General features: G+C 71.9%; 15 protein-coding genes. 5 read left to right on the forward strand and 10 right to left on the reverse strand.

Going from position 1 to position 19321, the window contains the following annotated elements; genetic code table 11:
* Nucleotides 1–218: 218 nt before the first annotated feature.
* Genes EMA17_RS03420 through EMA17_RS03430 form a run of 3 tightly spaced genes read right to left on the reverse strand, consistent with a single transcriptional unit; the run spans nucleotide 219 to nucleotide 4547 of the window.
* The gene (locus EMA17_RS03420; RefSeq protein ID WP_126635333.1) at nucleotides 219–1577 is read right to left on the reverse strand and encodes an aldehyde dehydrogenase family protein; all 1359 of its coding nucleotides are present in this window, start codon (nucleotides 1575–1577) and stop codon (nucleotides 219–221) included.
* Nucleotides 1574–3043, reverse strand: coding sequence for a GMC family oxidoreductase (locus EMA17_RS03425; protein WP_126635334.1), 1470 nt, complete (start codon nucleotides 3041–3043; stop codon nucleotides 1574–1576). The genes EMA17_RS03420 and EMA17_RS03425 overlap by 4 nt, the downstream gene beginning before the upstream one ends.
* The gene (locus tag EMA17_RS03430; protein WP_126635335.1) at nucleotides 3030–4547 is read right to left on the reverse strand and encodes an APC family permease; all 1518 of its coding nucleotides are present in this window, start codon (nucleotides 4545–4547) and stop codon (nucleotides 3030–3032) included. Before EMA17_RS03430 ends, EMA17_RS03425 begins: the two co-directional genes overlap by 14 nt.
* Nucleotides 4548–4679: 132 nt before the next feature.
* Between EMA17_RS03430 and EMA17_RS03435 the strand changes: the two genes are divergently transcribed.
* The gene (locus EMA17_RS03435; RefSeq protein WP_126635336.1) at nucleotides 4680–5492 is read left to right on the forward strand and encodes an IclR family transcriptional regulator; all 813 of its coding nucleotides are present in this window, start codon (nucleotides 4680–4682) and stop codon (nucleotides 5490–5492) included.
* On the opposite strand, the gene EMA17_RS03440 is transcribed toward EMA17_RS03435, so the two are convergent.
* Both EMA17_RS03440 and EMA17_RS03445 read right to left on the reverse strand, forming a co-directional pair.
* On the reverse strand, nucleotides 5416–6189 hold the full coding sequence (locus EMA17_RS03440; protein ID WP_246126411.1) for an IclR family transcriptional regulator: 774 nt from the start codon (nucleotides 6187–6189) through the stop codon (nucleotides 5416–5418). The genes EMA17_RS03435 and EMA17_RS03440 overlap by 77 nt on opposite strands.
* A 99-nt stretch (nucleotides 6190–6288) precedes the next feature.
* On the reverse strand, nucleotides 6289–7311 hold the full coding sequence (locus EMA17_RS03445) for an Lrp/AsnC family transcriptional regulator (protein ID WP_126635337.1): 1023 nt from the start codon (nucleotides 7309–7311) through the stop codon (nucleotides 6289–6291).
* 115 nt (nucleotides 7312–7426) lie between these two features.
* Between EMA17_RS03445 and EMA17_RS03450 the strand changes: the two genes are divergently transcribed.
* Nucleotides 7427–8896, forward strand: coding sequence for a M81 family metallopeptidase (locus EMA17_RS03450; protein WP_170222091.1), 1470 nt, complete (start codon nucleotides 7427–7429; stop codon nucleotides 8894–8896).
* 181 nt (nucleotides 8897–9077) lie between these two features.
* Nucleotides 9078–10331: a metal-dependent hydrolase family protein gene (locus EMA17_RS03455; protein ID WP_126635339.1), complete on the forward strand. Its 1254-nt coding sequence runs from the start codon at nucleotides 9078–9080 to the stop codon at nucleotides 10329–10331.
* A gap of 24 nt (nucleotides 10332–10355) precedes the next feature.
* Here EMA17_RS03455 and EMA17_RS03460 read toward each other — a convergent pair whose 3' ends face one another.
* From EMA17_RS03460 to EMA17_RS03480, 5 genes are all read right to left on the reverse strand, one after another.
* A complete protein-coding gene (locus tag EMA17_RS03460; protein ID WP_126635340.1) occupies nucleotides 10356–11756 on the reverse strand; it encodes a serine hydrolase domain-containing protein in 1401 nt (466 codons plus the stop codon).
* A 91-nt stretch (nucleotides 11757–11847) separates the two neighbouring features.
* Nucleotides 11848–13749, reverse strand: a complete 1902-nt coding sequence (locus EMA17_RS03465) for a dipeptide/oligopeptide/nickel ABC transporter permease/ATP-binding protein (RefSeq protein WP_126635341.1) — start codon at nucleotides 13747–13749, stop codon at nucleotides 11848–11850.
* A 2-nt stretch (nucleotides 13750–13751) separates the two neighbouring features.
* Nucleotides 13752–14723 (reverse strand): ABC transporter permease, encoded by a 972-nt coding sequence (locus tag EMA17_RS03470; RefSeq protein WP_126635342.1) that lies wholly within the window; start codon nucleotides 14721–14723, stop codon nucleotides 13752–13754.
* Nucleotides 14724–15052: 329 nt separating this feature from the next.
* Complete coding sequence (locus tag EMA17_RS03475; protein ID WP_246126412.1) at nucleotides 15053–16615, reverse strand: ABC transporter substrate-binding protein; 1563 nt, start codon at nucleotides 16613–16615, stop codon at nucleotides 15053–15055.
* 191 nt (nucleotides 16616–16806) lie between these two features.
* Nucleotides 16807–17358, reverse strand: a complete 552-nt coding sequence (locus tag EMA17_RS03480) for a helix-turn-helix domain-containing protein (protein ID WP_126635343.1) — start codon at nucleotides 17356–17358, stop codon at nucleotides 16807–16809.
* A gap of 61 nt (nucleotides 17359–17419) precedes the next feature.
* Here EMA17_RS03480 and EMA17_RS03485 point away from each other — a divergent pair, with 61 nt between their 5' ends.
* Together EMA17_RS03485 and EMA17_RS03490 are read left to right on the forward strand one after the other, a co-directional pair.
* Nucleotides 17420–18430, forward strand: coding sequence for an alpha/beta fold hydrolase (locus tag EMA17_RS03485; protein ID WP_246126413.1), 1011 nt, complete (start codon nucleotides 17420–17422; stop codon nucleotides 18428–18430).
* Nucleotides 18431–18570: 140 nt separating this feature from the next.
* Nucleotides 18571–19293 carry a GNAT family N-acetyltransferase gene (locus tag EMA17_RS03490; protein WP_126635344.1) on the forward strand — a complete coding sequence of 241 codons (723 nt, stop codon included), beginning with the start codon at nucleotides 18571–18573 and terminating at the stop codon, nucleotides 19291–19293.
* Nucleotides 19294–19321: the final 28 nt, after the last annotated feature.

The following is a 19321-nucleotide window of genomic DNA, read 5'->3' on the forward strand; positions in this document are numbered from 1 at the left end:
CCGTCGAACCCCGATGCCCACACCCTCGCGCCGTCCCACTCCCGACCCGACCGTCGGTCGACGGCCCGGTCCCGGTGGTTCATGGTCCGGAAATTCCGGTTGAACATGGTGCGGCCGACGAAGGCGCCGATTTCCGGCGGCTCGATGCGCATCGAGGCGTCGCGGTATCTGCGGATTCGGCTCCGGATGTACTCGGCGGTTTTCGCCGAGGTGGTGGGTCAGTGGGGGGTTGGGAGGGTGTGCATTATGTGTTTGGCTCGGGTGTAGGTGTCCAGGGCGTAGGTGGAGAGGTCTTTGCCGTAGCCGGATTGTTTGAAGCCGCCGTGGGGCATCTCGGTGGCGTATACGCCGTGGCAGTTGATCCATACCGTGCCGGCGTCGAGCCGGCGGGCGAGGGCATCGGCGGCGGCCGCGTCGCGCGTCCAGATCGAGGCGGCCAGGCCGTACGCGACCCCGTTGGCCAGGCGCAGCGCGTCGGCCTCGTAGGCGAAGGCCTGCACGGTGAGGACCGGGCCGAACACCTCGTCCTGGACGATCGTGTCGTCCTGACGCACGCCCGTGACCACGGTGGGCGGGTAGTGGAATCCGGGCCCGTCGCCCACCCGCCCGCCGGTGACGACCGTGGCGTGTGCCGGGAGCCTGGTGAGGTACGCGGCGACCCGATCCAGGTGGTCGCGGTTGTTCAGCGGGCCCACCTCGGTCCGGGCCGCCCGCTCGGCCAGCAGCGCCACCAGTTCGTCGTGCGCCTCGGCGGCGACCAGCACCCGGCAGGCGGCGGTGCAGTCCTGGCCGGCGTTGTAGAAGGCCGCCTCGGCGATACCGTCGGCCGCCTCGCGCAGGTCGGCGTCGGCGAGCACGATCGCCGGGGCGTCGCCGCCCAGTTCCAGATGCAGGCGCTTGACGCCGGCGGCGGCGGTGACCTCCGCGCCCGCCCGACTGCTCCCGGTCAGCGAGATCAGCGCCGGGACCGGGTGCGCGACCAGGGCCCGGCCGGTGTCCCGGTCACCGCACACGACGTTGACCACACCCGGCGGGAGCACCTTCGCGCACAACTCGCCCAGGACGAGCGTGCCGAGCGGGGTGGTCTCGGCGGGCTTGAGCACGACGGTGTTGCCCGTGGCCAGAGCGGGGGCGAGTTTGTCGAGCGCCGATCCCAGTGGATGGTTCCAGGGGGTGATCAGCGCGCAGACGCCGACGGGTTCGCGCAGCACGGTCGAGGTGTGGCCGGGCACGTACTCGGCGGCGAGCGGCCCGTGCGCGGCGCGCGCGGCGCCCGCCATGAACCGCAACACGTCGATGCCGGCCGGGATGTCGCCCTCCAGGACCTCGGTGAAGTCCTTGCCGGTGTTGCGCGATTCGACGGCGGCGATGCGCTCCGCGTCGGCGGCGATCGCGTCCGCCAGTGCGAGCAGGGCCTCCTGGCGCTGCCCGGGCGTGCTGCGCCGCCACGTCTCGAACGCCTCGGCGGCGGCCCGCACGGCCGCGTCGACCTCGGCCGGTCCCGCGATGGGGACGCTGTCGTACGTCTCGCCGGTGCGCGGATCGACGATCGGGCTGTGCGTCGCGTGGTCGGTCACAGGATCTCCTTGAGGAAGGCCGCGATGCGCTCGCCGACGACGGTGGTCGGCAGCGCGGGGGTGGCGCGGGGGATGTCGGGGAAGACGGAGGCGTCGGCGACGTGGAGGCCGGTCAGCCCGTGCACCCGGCCGGTGTGCTCGACCACCGCCGCCGGGTCGTCGGCCGGGCCCATCCGGCAACTGCCCGCCGGGTGCCAGTAGTGCCGGTGACGGGACCGGATCCAGGTGTCGCGGTCGCCGTGCGGGGTGAGCAGCGGGGTGCCCAGGTAGGGGGCCATGTCCAGTTGCTCGAGCCAGTCCAGGCCGTACCCGATCGCGGCGAGGTCGTCCGGGTGGGTCAGGTAGGCGTGGTCGACCGCGGCCCGCGTGTACGGGTCGGCCGAGCGCAGTCGTACGCTGCCGCGCGAGCGCGGGCGCAGCAGGGCGACGGGCAGGACGCAGCGCCAGCCGTGCCGAGTCCGCTCGTCGCGTTCGACCCACGGGTACACGTGCAGGTCGTACGGGGCGTCACCGGCGTACGGCGAGCGGACCTTGGCGATCGCCTGCTCGTCGGGCAACATCCGGGTACGGGCGAAGTCGGCGAGATCCGCGGCGAGTTCGGCGGTCGCGGCGTATTCGAGCTGCACGGCGGGGTGGTCGTGGAGGTTGGCGCCGACGCCGGGCAGGTCGTGGCGTACGGCGATGCCGACGTCGGCGAGGTGATCGGCCGGCCCGATGCCCGAGCGCAGCAGGATCTCGGGGCTGCCGTAGGCGCCGGCGCCGAGCACGATCAGGTCGGCGCCGATCCGATGCCGGGCACCGTCGGCGGTGCGCACGTCGACGGCGACCGCGCGCCCGTTCGCGATCACGACGCGCTCGGCGGTGATCCCGCCGACCACGGTGAGGTTGCCGCTCTCGCGGACCGGGTCGAGGTAGCCGAAGGCGGTGTTGACCCGGACCGCGTCGGCGGTGATGTTCACCGGTGCGCAGCCGATGCCTTCGCCGCCGTCGAGTCGGTCGAGGTCGTGCCGGACGGGCAGACCCAGCCTGCCGCCGGCGGCGGTGAACAGGCGTTGGAACGGCTGGATCTCGTCCTCTCGGTAGTTCCGCAGCCGCAGTGCCCGCGTGGCGGCGGCGAAGTGCGGGCGCAGCGTGTCCGCGTCCCACCCGGGGTTGCCGGCCGCGGCCCAGGCGTCGTAGTCGCCGGCCCAACCGACGCTCTGCGTACAGCCGTTGTGCGCGGAGCAGCCGCCGATCACCCGGCATCGCTCGAAGGTGTGCCGGCCCTCGGCGTAGCCCCAGTCGTGCGACGTGGGCAGTGTGGTGGCGTCCAGCAGGTCGGTGGGCCAGGAGCGATGCTCGGGGCCGTAGTCGGGGCCGGCCTCCAGGACGAGGACCGGGTGTTCTTCGGCGAGGCGGCCGGCGACGACGCAGCCGGCCGTGCCTCCGCCCACGACGACGATCTCGGCGTGGTCAGGCAGCGTCAACGGTGACTCCTCGGTCGGGGGTGTTCGAGGCTCGGGCGCGCCGCCCGAGCAGGTGGAAGAGGAAGCCGATCGCGAGGATCAGCGCGATGGGGACGAGTTGGCTCGCGGTGTAGGCGCCGCGTTGGCCGGCGAATCCGTCCGGGAGGTAGTCGGCGGGTGTTCCGGAGGTGCCGAACCAGCCGACGCCGAGGCCGGGCCACACGAGGGCGACGACCGTGAAAAGCATGGTGCCGACGGTCAGGACGGTCACCGTCCAGGCACCGGCGGCGCCGCCGGGTACCCGGTAGGGGCGGTGTGTGTCGGGGTACTTGCGGCGCAGCACCAGGAACGAGGAGAAGGTGAGCAGGTAGGAGATGGCGGTCGCGGAGATGGCCAGGCCGATGCCGGCGCTGAAGTACTTGCGGGCGTCGCCGTCGGTGAGCGCGATCGAGGCGACCATCACGGTGGCGGCGATCGCCGTGGACAGGAGGTTGACCCGCACCGGGGCGCCGGTGCGGGCGCTGACCCGGCCCAGCCAGGCGGGTCCGGCGCCGTCCGCGCAGGCCACCGCCTGGGCGCGGCTCAGGCCCATGGCCCAGGCGGTGCCGCTGGTGAACAGCCCGATGATCAGGCCGGCGGCGGCGACCTTGGCGAGGACCGCGCCGGCGCCGGTGAGGACGATGTCGCCGTCGGCGGTGACATGGCCCCCGTACACGGTGAACACCGCGCGGCAGGCGTCGATGAACCCGGACAGCGAGCCGAGCCGCTCGGCCGGGAGCACGAGGAGGGTGCCGAGGATGGGCACGCCGTACAGCAGGGCCGAGCCGAGTCCGCCCCGGAGCAGGGCCGCGGGTACCTCGCGGCGTGGGTCGCCGATCGCCTCGGCGGCGCTGGGGATCTCGAAGCCCATGTAGTTGAAGGCGATGACCGGGGTGAGGGCGACCAGGCCGAGGTAGGTGGGCAGGTAGTCGCCGCCCGGCTGGGACTGCACGCCGTGGCGGACGGCGTAGACCACGAGCGAGAGCACGAAGAAGCCGAGCAGCAGGACGCGGGCGAGGGCGCCCGCGAGGGTGACCCGGCGGCCGATGGTCTCCGACGCGTGCACGGCGTATCCGGCGGCGCCGACGAAGATCGCGCCGGCGAGGTATTGCCAGGCGCCGGGCAGCGGGTGGAAGAACGTCTCGAAGGTGGTCAGCGCGACGATGCACAGCGAGCCGCCGAGCCACACCGGGTTGGAGATCCAGTAGAAGACCTGGTTGATGCCCGCGGGCAGGCGCCCGAAGGCCAGTTTGGTCCAGGTGTAGGGGCCGCCCTCGTGGGGGAAGGCGGAGCCGAGTTCGGCGATGAGCAGCCCGTAGGGGGCGAAGAACAGCAGCCCGAGGACGACCATCCAGGTCAGTCCCTGTGGGCCGTTGGCGGCGACGGCGCCGAAGGTGTCCAGGCCGACGATCGCGCACAGCAGCATGGCGGGCGCGTCGAGGCGGGTCGGCTCGCGACGGGCCGTGCGGGGATTGGCCGATGTCATCCGGCCCTCCTTCGGTGGGGTACCGGAATCATGAAGGGTCCGTTCACAATCGTCAATGACTCATGTTTATTTTGATCGCTCGGATTGCCCCGAGCGCACCACGCCGACGTCGGGCGCACTAGGGTTGCGAGCGTGACCACCACCTTCGACCGGGGCCTGGCCCTGCTCGACGCGATCGTCGCGGCGGAACTCGGCTCGACCGGCTACCCGGGAAACGCCCAGCTCGCCGAGCGGATCGGGCTCGACCAGGCGCAGACCTCCCGGATGCTCAAGGACCTCGCGGCGGCCGGCCTGGTCGAGCGCGACGAGCCGTCGCGCGGCTGGCGCGCCGGACCCGGCTGGTTCGCCCTCGCCGCAGCCGCGGGTGACGGCGAACTGCTGCGCGGCGCACGGCCGTTGCTGCGTGCCCTGGTGGCGCGACGGCACGAGCCGGCGTGGTTGTCGGTGCGGTCGGGGACGGCCGTGTTGACGGTCGGGTCCGAGGCGAGTCACTGGGCGTCCTACGTCGCCGCCACGCCCGGCGCGCTGACCCCGCTGTGGTGCACCGGTCCGGGGCGCGCGCTGCTGCTCGACCACTCCGACCGGGAACTCGCCGAACTCCTCGACGGGGTGAGCTTCGTCGGCGGCGGCCCGCGCGCGGCCCGGGACCTGGCCACGCTCGCCGCGCGCAACGCCGAGGCACGCGCGGCGGGAGTGGTCGTCGCCGACCGCGAGTTCGAACACGACGTGGTGGATTTCTCCGCGCCGGTACGGGACCGCCTGGGCACGATCACCGCCGCCCTCAGCCTCGCCGTGCCGCGCTTTCGACTCGGCGGGCACACCGCCGAGATCGCCGCCTCGGTCGCCGAGGCGGCGCGGGCCCTTCAGGTCAGGACGGGAGCCGCTTCGGGGCCTGGGCCGGCCGCCACCCGAGCAGGCCGGACAGCCGATCGGCCAGCGTCCTGATCACCCGGCCGTGCTCGTCGGCCAACGGCGCCAGGCGTTCCGACGGCCCCTCGGTGTGCAGCGCGCAGACCACCTCGCCGGAGAAGTCCCGCACCGGCGCGGCGACCGCGAACACCCCCGGCTCGGACTCCCCGTCCACCACGGCCCAGCCGCGCGCACGGGCGGCGATCAACCGTGCCTCGAACTCGGCCACGTCGGCCGGCGCGGCCGGCCCGTACGCGATGAACTCGGTGCCCGCGAAGACGATCTCCAACTCCTCGCGGTCGCAGTCCCACAGCAGCGCCTGTCCCGCGTCGTCGCAGTGCAGCGGGTAGGACCGGCCGACCCAGGAGAGCCCGGAGGGCACATGCTCGGCGATCGCCACCGAGCCGTCGCCGCGCACCTCGGCCAGGAACGTGCTCGCCCCGGTCGCCGCCGACGCCTCGCGCAGGATGCCCGGGCCCTCCGCCGCGAGGCGGGCCCGCACCACCCGCCCGGCCTGGCTCCGCAACCGCCAACTCGGCCCGTAGGCCAGGCTCGTCGGATCCCGGGTCACCAGGCCCGCCGCCGCCAGGCTCCGCAGGGTGCGCGAGACCTGTACCCGGCCCCGTCCGAGCCGCTCGGCGATCGCCGACGAGGTCTCGGGCTCCCCGGTGTCGGCCATCGAGAACAGCACGTCGAGGCCGCGACCGAGGCTTCTGACGGTTCCGGGACTCACCCGGAAATGGTACCGATCACCACCGCCGCGCCGGCGCGGCCCTCGACCGCGAACGGCGCCGTCGACGCTTCGGCGCGGCCGCGGCGGGGACTTCGGGTCTCAGTCGGGCGTCGCGGCCCATGGGTCGGGTGGGATCACCTCGATGCAGCGGCCGGTCTCGTCCACCAGGCGGCCGTGGATTTTCACCGGCCGCAGCACCAGCCGTCGGTCGGTGACGACAACGCCGGGGAAGGCCGTGGCGATGCGGACCAGGACTTCCTCCAGGTGGTCGAACGAACGCAGGTCGACGATCACGGCGAGATTGCTCGGGCCGGCCACGGCCGCGCACATCCGCGTCTCCGGCCGGCTCGCCATCCGGTGTCCCACCGTCCGCAGGTCGATGTCGGGGACGGCCAACCACAACAACGCCGTCGTGTGCCATCCGGCGAGTGCCCGGGCGACGTCGCAGCGGTAGACGATGTCGCCGTTGCGCCGGAGCCGGCCGAGTCGGCGCCGCACGGCGTTCGGTGTGGTGTCGAGTTCTTCGGCGAGATCGGTATAGGTACGCCGCCCGTCGTGGCCGAGGGCGAGGAACAACGCCCGGTCCCGGGGGCCGAACGGGCGCATTTCCCGAGGCGGCGGACCGAGGGTCTCGCGGATCCGCTCGGCCTGCGCGCGGTTCAGCACGCCCAGGCGCCACGTCATTCCGCCGAAGAGGCCGCCGAACACGTGGCTGCGCATCCGGATCACGTAGGGCGGCAGGGGCAATCCGTTCAGCAGGACACGCGTCGTGGCGGCCAGACTCGGGGCGACGATGTTCGCGAACACCTGGTACTCGCCGCTGGTGATGCCCACCGTGCCGACATGGGGCAGTCTCGCCAGGTGGCTCGCGAGCGCCGTCTCCGTACCGGGAGCGCAGGCCCACTCCACGATCGCCCCGCGAGCGCGCGCGTCGCCGTGCGCGACACTCACCCACGCGGCACCGTCGTCCACGAGCCGCCGCCATCGACGGGCCAGGGTGATCGGAGCGGGCCCGAGCACATCGGCGAGCTTCGTCCAACTCGCCCTCGGGTTGATCTGAAGGGCGTCCACCAGGGCGAGATCGGTCTCGTCGAGCACGCCGGCCTCGATGTCGGTTCTCATCGTTCGGACCCGTTCGGGTCGCCGACATCCTTCACGGCGCGCTTCGTGTCGGGCATCATCCGTCGTTGTCCGAGTCGGGTCCGGCATCGCGTCCAGACTGCCGAAGGTGCGCATCATGACCGCTGGGTTCCAGCACGAGACGAACACCTTCGCCGTGACACCGGCGACCTACGACAGCTTCGTCCGCGGTGAGGGGTTTCCCGCCCTGCGCCGGGGCGAGGCAATCCACGAGTTGGCGGACGTCGACATCGCGATGGGCGGCTTCCTCACCGCGATGCGGGCGTACGACCGCGACATCGTGCCCGTGATCTGGGCGGGAGCCTGCCCGTCCGGACGGGTCACGAGCGATGCCTACGAACGCATCGCCGGCGAGATCCTCGACGCGGCGCGGACGGTCCGGCCGGACGCGATCTACCTCGACCTGCACGGCGCGATGGCGACCGAGCACCACGACGACGGCGAGGGCGAACTGCTCACCCGACTGCGCGCGATCGTCGGGAGTACCGTCCCGATCGTGGTGAGTCTGGATCTGCACGCCAACGTCACCGAGCGCATGATGTCCTCGATGGACGCCGCGGTGGGGCTGCGTACCTACCCGCACGTCGACATGGCCCGGGCGGGCCGCCGGGCCGCCGCGTTGCTGCTGCGGTTGTGCTCCGGGGAGCGGCTGCACCGGCAATGGCGGCGGATTCCCTTCCTCGTTCCGGTCAACAGTGGTTGCACCGACCTGGAACCCGCCCGAGGCATCCACGACCGCCTCGCCCGGGCGGACGAGGACGGCGCCTGCCTGTCCTTCGCCGCGGGCTTTCCGGCCACGGATTTCCCCGAATGCGGCCCGGTCGCATGGGGATACGGGGCCGACGCCGACGTGTTGCGGAGCGCGCTCGACACGCTGTACGGCGACATCGTGCGACGGGAGGCCGACTGGCGGGTCGACGTCCTGTCGCCCGAGGCGGCGATCGCCGCCGCGAGCCGGATGGCCGATGGCGCCGCCCGTCCCGTGGTGATCGCCGATACCCAGGACAATCCCGGCGCCGGCGGCGACGCCCGCACGACCGGCATGCTTCGCGCACTGGTCGACGCCCGCGAGTGCGCCGCCGTGGCCGCGATCCTGGACCCCGTCGCGGCGGCGGCGGCGCATGCCGCCGGAACGGGCGCGAGCCTCGACCTCGCGCTCGGCGGGCACCCCGGCATCCGCGGTGCGGAGCCGTTCGAGGGCACGTTCGCGGTCGAGCACCTCTCCGCCGGTCGATGCCGCGTCGAGGGCCCGATGATGCACGGTACCGAGATCGACTTCGGCCCGAGCGCGTGCCTGCGCATCGGAGAGGTACGCGTCGCGGTGACGAGCCGGAAGGTACAGGTCATCGACCGAGCCCAACTCCGAGCGCTCGGCATCCACGCCGAACGGGAACGGATCATCGTGCTCAAGAGCTCGGTGCACTTCCGCGCCGACTTCGCGCCCGGCGCCGAGGCCGTACTCGTCGCCGCGGCCCCCGGGCCGGTACCCGCGGATCCGGCCGACCTTCCCTGGCGACGGCTGCGACCGGGCCTGCGAACGAGCCCCCTCGGCCCGACCGTGCCCTGAGCCCCCACGACCGCCTCGATGTCCGCCGCCGAACGGCCGGGGCTCCCGCGCCCGAGGAGTCGTCGTGCGGATCGCCCGCTCGATCGGCCCCCGGTCCTCGACTCGCCCACATCCTCCGCGACACGTCACGACGCCCACGCCCACACCCGCCGCGCACCGGCACCGAACAAGGGACACTCCCATGACCACCGACCTTCCCTCCACCGTCCCCCTCCTTCTGCGCAACGCCCGTATCCTCGACCCGGTTTCCGGCGTGTACACCGAGGGCGACCTGCTCGCCGCGGACGGACGGATCGTCGAGTGCGGCACCCGGCCGACCGCCCCTCGGCGCGCCGAGACGCGCGACCTGCGCGGTGCCTACGTCCTGCCGGGTCTCATCGACGCACACGTCCACGTCACCGCCATCACCGCCGATCTCGCGTCGATCTCCACCACGTCCCCCATGTACGTCGCCGCGCACACCATCGCGATCATGGGCGGCATGCTCGACCGCGGCTTCACCACCGTGCGCGACATGGGCGGCGCCGACCACGGCATCGCCGCCGCCCAGGCCGAGGGCACCGTACGCGGCCCCCGACTGGCCTTCGGCGGCCGGGCGTTGTCCCAGACCGGCGGCCACGGCGACTATCGCGGCCCGGGTGCGCACGTCCGCGACGACCACCCGTGCTGCGGCGCCGACTCGCGCGTCGTCGACGGCGTGGACGCGATCCGCGCCGCCGCCCGCGACGAGTTGCGCAAGGGCGGCGACCACCTCAAGGTGATGGCCTCCGGCGGCGTCGCCTCGCCCACCGACCGGATCGACTCCACCCAGTACTCCATGGACGAACTGCGCGCCGCCGTCGAGGAGGCCGAAGCCTTCAACCGCTACGTCGCCGCCCACGCCTACCACGCCCGCGCCGTCGATCGCGCGCTGGAGGCGGGCGTGCGGTCCATCGAACACGGCAATCTGATCGACGACGGCAGCGTTCGTCTCCTCGTCGAGCACGACGCCTTCCTGGTTCCCACGTTGGTCACCTACTGGGCGCTGGCGAAGGAGGGCCGCGACTTCGGCCTTCCCGAAGGCAGCCGCCGCAAGGTGGACGAGGTCCTGGACGCGGGCCTCGTCGCCCTGGAACGTGCGCACCGCGGCGGCGTCACCCTCGTCTACGGTTCCGACCTTCTCGGCGGCATGCACCGCCACCAGAACGAGGAGTTCCGCATCCGGGCCCGGGTCCAGCGGCCCATCGACGTCATCCGCTCCACCACCACCCACGCGGCACGGCTGCTCCGCCGGCAGGGCGACATCGGCACCCTCGAGGTCGGTGCCCGCGCCGACCTCGTCGTCCTGGACGCCGACCCCCTGGAGGACCTCACGCTCCTGGCCGAGCCCGACGTGCACATGCCCCTGGTCGTCCAGGCCGGAGCCGTCGTCCGGGACGGGCGGCGATCCATCTGACCCGGCCGGCGACATCCCGCCGGGTCAGCCCACCTTCGGTGTGGCGCGGACACCGGCGTGCATGTAGGGGGAGCCGTCGGCGAGCCGGTAGAACGTCACCGCCGTCCAGTCGCGAAGGCCGGGGAAACGCGTCGCGTACACGTCGCCTCCCACCGACCGCAGTTCGGACTCGACCACCGGCGTCTCCTGCCTGCCCATGGCGAGCCCGTTGGTGACGGTGGTGCGCAGGGTGAGGGCTCCGTCGTTCTCCACCACCTCCATGCGGACCGCCTCGCGCTCGTACACGCCGAGGTGGTCGGCCGCGTCGGCGGGCAGCGGGCCGTCGGACGGCTCGAGCGGAGGGGGGACCCGCACACCGGCGAGGGCATCGACGATCTCGCCGAACAGGTCGCCGTAGAGAGCCCTGCCGTCACCGCCGTTGGTGAGCAGGCACACGGCGAGGTCGGCGTCGGGAAGAACACGCAGGAACGCGGACTGGCCGAGGGTGGCGCCGTCGTGGCCGTACAGGCGCTGCCCGTCCCAGCCCATCAGGATCCAGCCCAGGCCCCACGAGTCGCCCAGGGTGTGCCCGTTGGGCAGGTCTATCTGCTTCTCGCGCATCAGCCGGGCGCCGGCGGCGGACAGGACGCGCGTGCCGTCGGCGGTGACACCGTCGTTCAGGTGCAGTCGGGCGAAGGCCAGGACCTCGCGTGGGGTCGAGCAGATCAGGCCGGCCGGGCCGGCGCTGCGCACGAGGCCCCACTGCGGGACGCCCGTGCGGTCGTCGCCCGTGCCGGTGTGCCCGATCGCGGTCCGAAAGCGCAGCGCGTCCTCGGGCAGGGTGACGGTGTGGGTGAGGCCGAGCGGCTCGTACAGGCGCTCGCGCATCGCGTCGTCCCACCTGTCGCCGGTGATCCGCTCGATGACGCGGCCGACCAGGTTGAAACCGGCGTTGCAGTACGACATGGTCGCGCCGAGCGGGTGGTTCACGCCGACACCGGCGAGTCGTTCGGTGTACTTCTCCAGACAGTCGTCGCCTCGGCCGGTGTCGACGAAGAAGTCGCCGTCGATGCCGCTGGTGTGGCTCAGCAGGTGCCGCAGCGTGACACCGCGCGTGAGATCGTCGTCGATCAGGCGCAGTTCGGGCAGCACCTCGAGGATCGGTTCGTCCAGACCCAGGGCGCCCTCGTCGACCAGGCCCATCGCCACGGTCGCCGTCCACACCTTGGTGATCGATCCGATCTGGAAGAGCGTGTCGGTGGTGGCCTCGATCCTCGCGTCGAGGTTGGCGAACCCGGTGGCGGCCTCGGTGACGGTTCCGCCGTGCAGGATGCCCAGGCTCGCGCCCGGCACGCCGTGCCGGGTGGCCGTCTCGTCGAGGCGGGCCTGCCAGTGCGCGGCGTCCAGGGGGCCGACGGGGGTGGTGGGGGTGGTCCGGATGCTCATGCGTCTCTCCTCGTTCGGTGCGCGGGCAGTGGTTCGGGGATCGATCCGGGTTCGCGAGCGCACGGCGGTACGGGTGCGCCCGGTCGGCGGCTCACGGGGATTTCGTCTTCTCCTCGGCCGGCGTGGTGACCGGATGCCAGCAGGCGACCCGCCGCCGGGTGTCGGTCCCTCGCAGTACCGGCTCCTCCGTGCGGCAGCGGTCGGTCGCGAACTCGCAGCGCGGCGCGAAGGGGCAGCCGGACGTGTCCTCGCCGGGCGCGGGCGGGCGCCCGGGGATGGTCACGAGGGGCAGTCGGCGGTCGGTCCTCATGTCGGGCACGGCGCCGATCAGCGCACGGGTGTACGGATGCGCCGTGCCGGTGACCAGGTCGCTCGTCGGCAGTTCCTCGACCACTCGTCCGGCGTACATCACCACCACGCGCTCGCAGACCTGGGATACGACGGCGATGTCGTGCGAGATCATCAACACGGCGGCACCCGACGTCTCGCGCACGTCCCGCAGCAGGGCGAGCACCTGTGCCTGCACCGTCACGTCGAGCGCGGTGGTGGGTTCGTCGGCGATGACGAGCCGGGGCTCGCCCATCAGGCCCATGGCGATCATCGTGCGTTGCCGCATGCCTCCGGAGAATTCGCCCGGGTGCATGCCCGATCGGTGTTCGGGGTCGGGGATGCGCACCGCGCGGAGCCGGTCCACGGCCCGCTTCATGGCCTGGGTCCGGTTGTGGCCGAGGTGCACCTCGGCCACCTCGGAAAGCTGCCTGCCGATGGTGAGGGCCGGGTTGAGGGAGGCCATCGGGTCCTGGAACACCATCGCGAGCGATGTGCCGAGCCCGGTGTTCGCCGTCGGGTCGACACCGTCGAACGTGATCGAGCGGGCGGTGACCCGCGCCGGATACGGGACCAGGCCCGCGACGGCCAGCGCGGTCAGGCTCTTGCCGGAGCCCGACTCTCCCACGATGCCGACCGCCTCGCCCGGCGCGACCGACAACGAGACGTCGCGCACCGCCACATGGCCGCCGGGGAACGTCACCCGCAGACGGTCCACGTCCAGCAGGGGAGCGGGTTCGCCATCGTCGGCGCCCGCGCCGCCGGCGGCCGTGACACTCGTGGTGCCGGCCGGCGTCGGCGCGAGGGCCCGGCGGTCGCGGTCGGGCGTCGGTCGCAGCCCGCGCCGGCCGCCGGCCTGCGACAGCACCTCGCCCACCAGGTTGAACGCGAGCCCGGTCAGCACGATCGCCACGGCCGGTCCCACCGCCGACTCCGGGTGTGTGTAGACGCGGTTGAGCTGCTCGTTGAGCAGTCGGCCCCAGTCGTAGTCCGGGGCCTGTACGCCCATGCCGAGGAACGACAGACCGGAGAACGCGAGGAGGACGCCGGCGCCGGTCTGGAGGAGGAACAGTGAGATGGGCTCGGCGATGTTGGGCAGGATGTGCCGCACGATCAGCCGGAAGCGACCCACGCCGAGGATGCGCGCCGCGGACACGTAGTCGGCGCCCGCCACCGATGCCGCGAGGTTCTGGACCAGCCGGGCGAACGTCGGCACGATGCCGATACCGATGGCCAACACCGCGCCGTATGTGCCCACGCCGAAGACGACCGCGAGGAACAGCACGAACAGCAGTGTGGGGAACGCGATGAGCAGGTTGACCAGGGCGGTGACCAGGCGGGCGGCGCGGGCGCCCAGTACGGTCGGCAGGGTGCCGAGCACGAACCCGCCGACGGCGCCGATCACCGTGGCGAAGAGGGTCAGTTCGAGGGTCAGGCGGGTCGCCACGAGCATGCGCGCGGCGATGTCACGGCCCAGGGCGTCGGTGCCGAACCAGTGCTCGGCGCTGCCGCGTTGCCCGATCGCGGTGGTGTCGACGCGGTCGGCGGTGTCCTGCCAGAAGATCGGCCCGATGATCGCGACGACCAGCAGCGCGAACACGGCGAACATCGCGACGACGCCGAGCGGCGTGCGCAGGGTGCGCCCCAGGCGTTGGGTGAACGACACGGTCAGCTCTCCCGGATGGTGGAGTTCGGGTCGGTGACGGCGAGCAGGACGTCGACCGCGAAGTTGATCAGCAACGCGAGCGTGCCGTAGACGAGGACGATCCCCTGGACCAGCGGATAGTCCTTCTGGGTGATGGCCTGGACCATCGTCATGCCCAGGCCCGGCCAGGCGAAGACGTTCTCCACCAGGACGGTTCCGGTCAGCAGCCCCGCGAGCATCAGTCCGCCCAGGGTGAGCGAGGAGGTCAGCAGATTCGGCAGCGCGTGCCGCAGGTAGAGGATCCGCGTGGGCAGTCGCTTGGCGCGGGCGGTGCGCATGTAGTCCTCGTCGAGTACGCGCAGGGTCTCGACCCGCACGATGCGCGACAGCGCGGCCACCGGTCCGATGGCGAGCGCCAGCACCGGCAGCACGTAGGACTCGGGCCCCTCCTTCAGGGCCACCGGGAGCCAGCCGAGCTGGGCTCCGAAGAGCGCGACCAGTCCCACCGCGAGCAGGAACTCGGGGAAGACGGCCACCACACTGGTGGTGCCGACGAAGGCGAGTTCCAGCCGTCGGCGGCGACCGTCACGGGTGAGGACTCCCGCCGCCATGCCCAGTGGGATCGCGACGACGATGGTGGTCGCGAACGCGATGGCGGCGATCTGCATGGTCGAGGGCAGTCGGTCGGAGATGACGTCGGCGACCGGCATCTGGGCACCGATCGACTCGCCCAGATCACCGTGCAGGAGTCGAGTGAGGAAGCTCCCGAACTGGTCGGGCAGGGACCGGTCCAGGCCGAGCGCGTGTTCGCGTGCCTCGACCAGTTCGGGCGAGGCGGAGAGGCCGAGCGCGGCGCGTACCGGGTCGCCCGGTACCAGGTGGATCATCGCGAACGACGCCGTGACGAGCAGGGCGAGTGACACAGTCAGGCGACCGAGGCGCCGCAGTGTGAACGTCACCCACGGGTTGTGCCGCGTATCGGTGAAGCTCTTCAATGGGAACTCCTTGACTCCCTACGGGAGATGGATCGCTCTCGGCGCGACGGGGCGGCCGAGGCATGGGGGCCGGGCGTCATCCCGTGCGCGGGGTGCGGGTAAATCGCCGCCGGATGGCCGGACTTCGGGCAGCGGCAGCGGACGGTGGTTCGCGGCCGCGAACCGGGACCATCCCTGGGTGCGGCGCCAAGTACCGTTGTTCTCACAGGTGTTGCATCGAGGTGCCCGGCACCGTCGCACCGGCTGTCCGGCGGCACTCCGGCATCGTGTCACCCGTCATGGCGGGTGACCGCGCGGTGGCTCGACAGGCCTATCGCCGGGACGCGTGGTCAGTGCTTCCGCAGCGCCGTGGGGACGATGGCTCCCCGGTCGAGGCGGAAGGTGACACCTTTGCCGAACATCGTCACCCGAGTGTCCACGAAGGGCACGACGTCGACGCGCTTGAACAACGCGATCTCGGCGCCGTTCCAGTCCGCGCAGCCGGCCGCGTCCGGCTTGACCCGCGCGGCGGCGACCAGGCGCTGGTAGTCGGGATTGTCCGTCCCGCCGAAGTTCATGCCCCCCGGCGGCCGGGGGCCGCTGAAGAACGGCACGAGCTGGTCGGGCAGGGCCGCGGTGATCGGTGGCCACGAGACGTCCCAGGCGTCGCCGCCCAGGACCGAGGCGAGCGTGGTGCCGGTGAAGGTGGAGGTGGTGACCTTCACACCGAGCGCCTTCCATTGCTGGACGGCCAACTCCGCTGCCGCGATGGTCTGTTCGCCGCTGCTCGGGTAGGTGAACGCGATCTCCAGCGTACGGCCCTCCTTGGCCCAGCCGTTACCGGTTTTCGTCCAGCCGGCGGCGGTCAACTCGGCCGCCGCCCGCGTGAGATCGTGTGTGGGCAGGTTGCCGGTGATGTTGTCGCCGGGGCACATCCTGGGCTCGACGAGCCCGAGTCCCTTGGACGGGGTGCCCTTGCCGCCGGTGGCGACGCTGCCGAGTTGACCCAGATCCAGGGCGTGGACCAGGGCCCGCCGGACGTGTTCGTCGGCGGTCGCGTGCCCCGGCCCCTCGGCGAAGATGAGCTGCCCGAGCAGCGCGTTCACGGTCTGCGGCTTCAGGCCCGAACTCTCCAGACGCTGCCGGTCGGGGCCGAGGACCTGCGCCATGTCGAGCCGACCGGAGAGGAGCAGATTGGTCGCGGTCGTCTCGCTCGGGACGACCTTGAAGATCACCTTCTCGGGGGATTGGTCGTTGCCGACGCCGCCCGGGCCCCAGGTGTAGCCCTTGCGCTTGACGTAGGTGTAGTGGTCGCCGGGCACGACCTCGGAGAGGATGTACGGGCCGGTGCCGTCCGAGGCGCGCGCGAGGGTGTTCGGCGCGCTCAGACCCTTGGGACACGCGATCGCGACCATCGAGGACATCCGCAACAACATCGGTGCGGGATCCCGCGTGGTCACGGTTACCGTGCGGGTGGCGTCGTCGCCGGTCGCGGTCGTCGTCCGGGGCACGGACAGACCGAGCAACGGCGACTGGTTCTTCGGGTCGGCTATGTAGTTGAACTGGTTCGCGACGTCCGATGCCTTGAGTGGCGTGCCATCGCCGCACGTTACCCCGTCACGCAGACCGAACTCGACCCTGTCGGCGCCGTGGACCTTCCATGACTGCGCCAGCCCCGCGACCACCTGTCCGTCGGCGGCGATGTTCACGAGGGGGTCGTACGCGAACACGTTCATCACGCCGGCGGCAGAGCCCGCGATGGCCATCGGATTGAGGGTTCCCGGGTCGGACGACAACCCGATGGTCACGGTGCCGCCGGCACCTCCGGGGCCGGTGCCCCCGCCGCCGCCACACGCCGCGGCGGTCAGGCAGGCCGTGGCGGTGAGCGCCACGATTCGGGACGTCGTACTCATTTTGTTCGTCAAGTGCACAGGCGTCATTACGGACTTGGCCATCCTGGGGAACCTCCTGAGCGGCCGACGGCAGAACATCGTCGGCGGGGGGATGGCTGACTTTAGACAACCAAGAGGGAGGCTACGAATCGTTCATTCGGACGAAGATGGCGCGCATTTCCTGTGCGGGAGCACCAGGGGCCGTCGGCGGGCTATGCGTCGGGCGTCTGCGGGAGCGGTGTCTCCCCGGGAAACAGGGTCAGCCCGAGCAGGTGTCGCACGCGTTCCGGCGATGGCTCGTTGCCCACCCGGGCCAGGAGCACGTCGCGCACATCGTCGATCAGGGCCACGAGTTCGTCGCGGCTGAGCCAGAGCGCGTGCTGGCGAATGGCGACCAGGTCGCGGACGGGGTCGGCGCCTTCGCGATCGAGGTAGGCATTGAACTCGGCCTGCAGGGTTGCCACCGACACGGCGAAGCTCCGGCGGTAGTCCTCGGTCGACATCGACGCGGTCGTCTCGGCGTCGATGACGGTCTTGCCGCGACGCAACACGTACCGGCGCTCGACCGCGCCTCGAACCCGCTCCTCGCCCTCGATCGCGAGGACTCCGCCGCCGACCAGAAGGCCGACGTGCCGGTAGACGGTGGCCTGGGACACGTCCGGCAGCAGGGCGCACAGCTCCGAGGTCGTGCGCGCCGACCCGTCGTACATGGCGTGCACGATGCGCACCCGCACGGGGTGCAGAAACAGGTCGACCGTATCCATGGACAGGACAATGCCATCGGGGCTACCTTTCTCAAAAATGAGAACAGTTAGGACCCGGACCATGCCCAACCCGTCACCCGCCGTTCACGGCGACACCGCGCTCCCCCCGCCCCCGTTGGGGGTTCGGCACGCCGTCGGCGGCCGACGGCTGATGCTGCACCGGTCCGGATCCGGCGGCCCGGCCGTGGTGTTCCTCCCCGGAAGCGGCATGGTCGGGCTGGACTACGTCAACATCCACAACCGGACGGCCGAGCTGACCACCAGCGTGCTCTACGACCGCGCCGGCACCGGTTGGAGCGACCCGGCCGAACTGCCGCGCCCCGCCGCCGAGGTCGCGGACGAACTGCACGACCTGCTGCGTAGCGCGGACATACCCGGCCCCTATCTGTTGGTGGGCCACTCCCTCGGCGGGTCCTACGCGCGTGTGTTCGCGCAACGCTTCCCCGCCCGGGTGGCGGGCCTGCTCCTCCTGGACCCCTCCCACGAGGACTTCCTCGCCCGTGTGCCCGAGGAGGTCCGGCGGCACGCGGAGCGGACGCGCCGAGAGGTCGAGCACATGTTGCGGGAGGGAGTGCCGGATCCGACACCGGAGCAACTGCGACAGGCCCTCGATCAGCTCGCACCGATCTCGGACGGGTGGCCCGAGTCCCTTCGTCGGCCACTCCTCGACTACCACCTGAACGCGTGGCGGACCGGTATCGACGAGGCCTGGAACCTCGACGGCGAGGTCGCCGACGAACTGCGGAGCGGTCCGGGTCTTCCGGACGTGCCCTTGATCGTGCTCACCGCGCTGGCGGAGGAGGAGGCCGAGGTCCTGATGTGGTCCGCCGAGACGCGGCAGGCGTGCAGCGACGTCAAGGCCGCGCTGCACGCGCAACTGGCCCGCTCGGTGAGCAAAGGCGAACACCGAACCCTGGCCGACGCCGGCCATCTCTGGCTCCACGAGGAACGCGCGGACGCCGTGCTCCAAGCCGTCGACGACCTGCTCCACGCGGCACGACGACCCTCGGAACGGCCCACGCCCACGGAACACGGAACGGGTGCGATCGACGCCCGGAAGGGATCCCCGTGAGTGTTCGCCCCGGACACCCACGACGGCGAACGTGTCGTCGGGTTCGCCTTCGTCGGCGATGTCCCACCCGGGGCGACCCGCGACGCGCCCTGCGGCGCATCACCCGGGCGCCCGGCCACAGCACACGGAAAGCACTCGACATGTTTCCTGCCATCATCACCGACTTCTGGCTGACTCCCTCGCCCACGAGTCGGCTTCTCCACGAGGACGGCGTCTTCGGCGTCACCGTCGACACCGAACTCGACGAGGACGAGCGACTCACCATCCTCACGACAACCGACGGCAGGACGCGCGTCCTGCTCATCCCCGCGGTCGCCGCGGCGGTGGGCCTGGAAAGCGGGGATCCGGTCGACGAAACCGGCTTCCGGCAGCGGCTGGAGCAGGCCGGCATCTCCCTGCACGGGGCCGACAACCTCTTCTACTTCACCGACGACGCCTTGGAGACGTTGGCGGGCGAACCGGACGACCCCTCGATCCGCCTGCTCACCGGGGCGGACAAGCCGGCATTCGACGTGTTCGAGGCGGCCGCGTCGGAACAGGATCGCGACGACGCGTCGGTCGAGTCGGACCACTGGGCGGTCTACGGCGCGTTCGAGGGGGAGCGGCTGGTGTGCGTGGCGAGCATGTATCCGTGGAACGACGCGCCGTTGGCCGACCTCGGCGTGCTGACGCTCCCCCCGTACCGGGGCAGGGGCCACGCCCGCCGAGTCGTGCGCGCGATCTCCCGGCACGCCCTCGCCCGGGGCCACCAGCCGCAGTACCGCTGCCAACTCGACAACCACGCCTCGTTGGCGCTGGCCGGATCGGCCGGCCTCACCCGATTCGGAACCTGGGACGTCGTCTCACCCGACTCGGACGCGTAGGCAAGGACGCTCCCGTGCGACCCCTCCC

The organism is Embleya hyalina (assembly GCF_003967355.1).
GTDB classification, from domain to species: Bacteria; Actinomycetota; Actinomycetes; order Streptomycetales; family Streptomycetaceae; genus Embleya; species Embleya hyalina.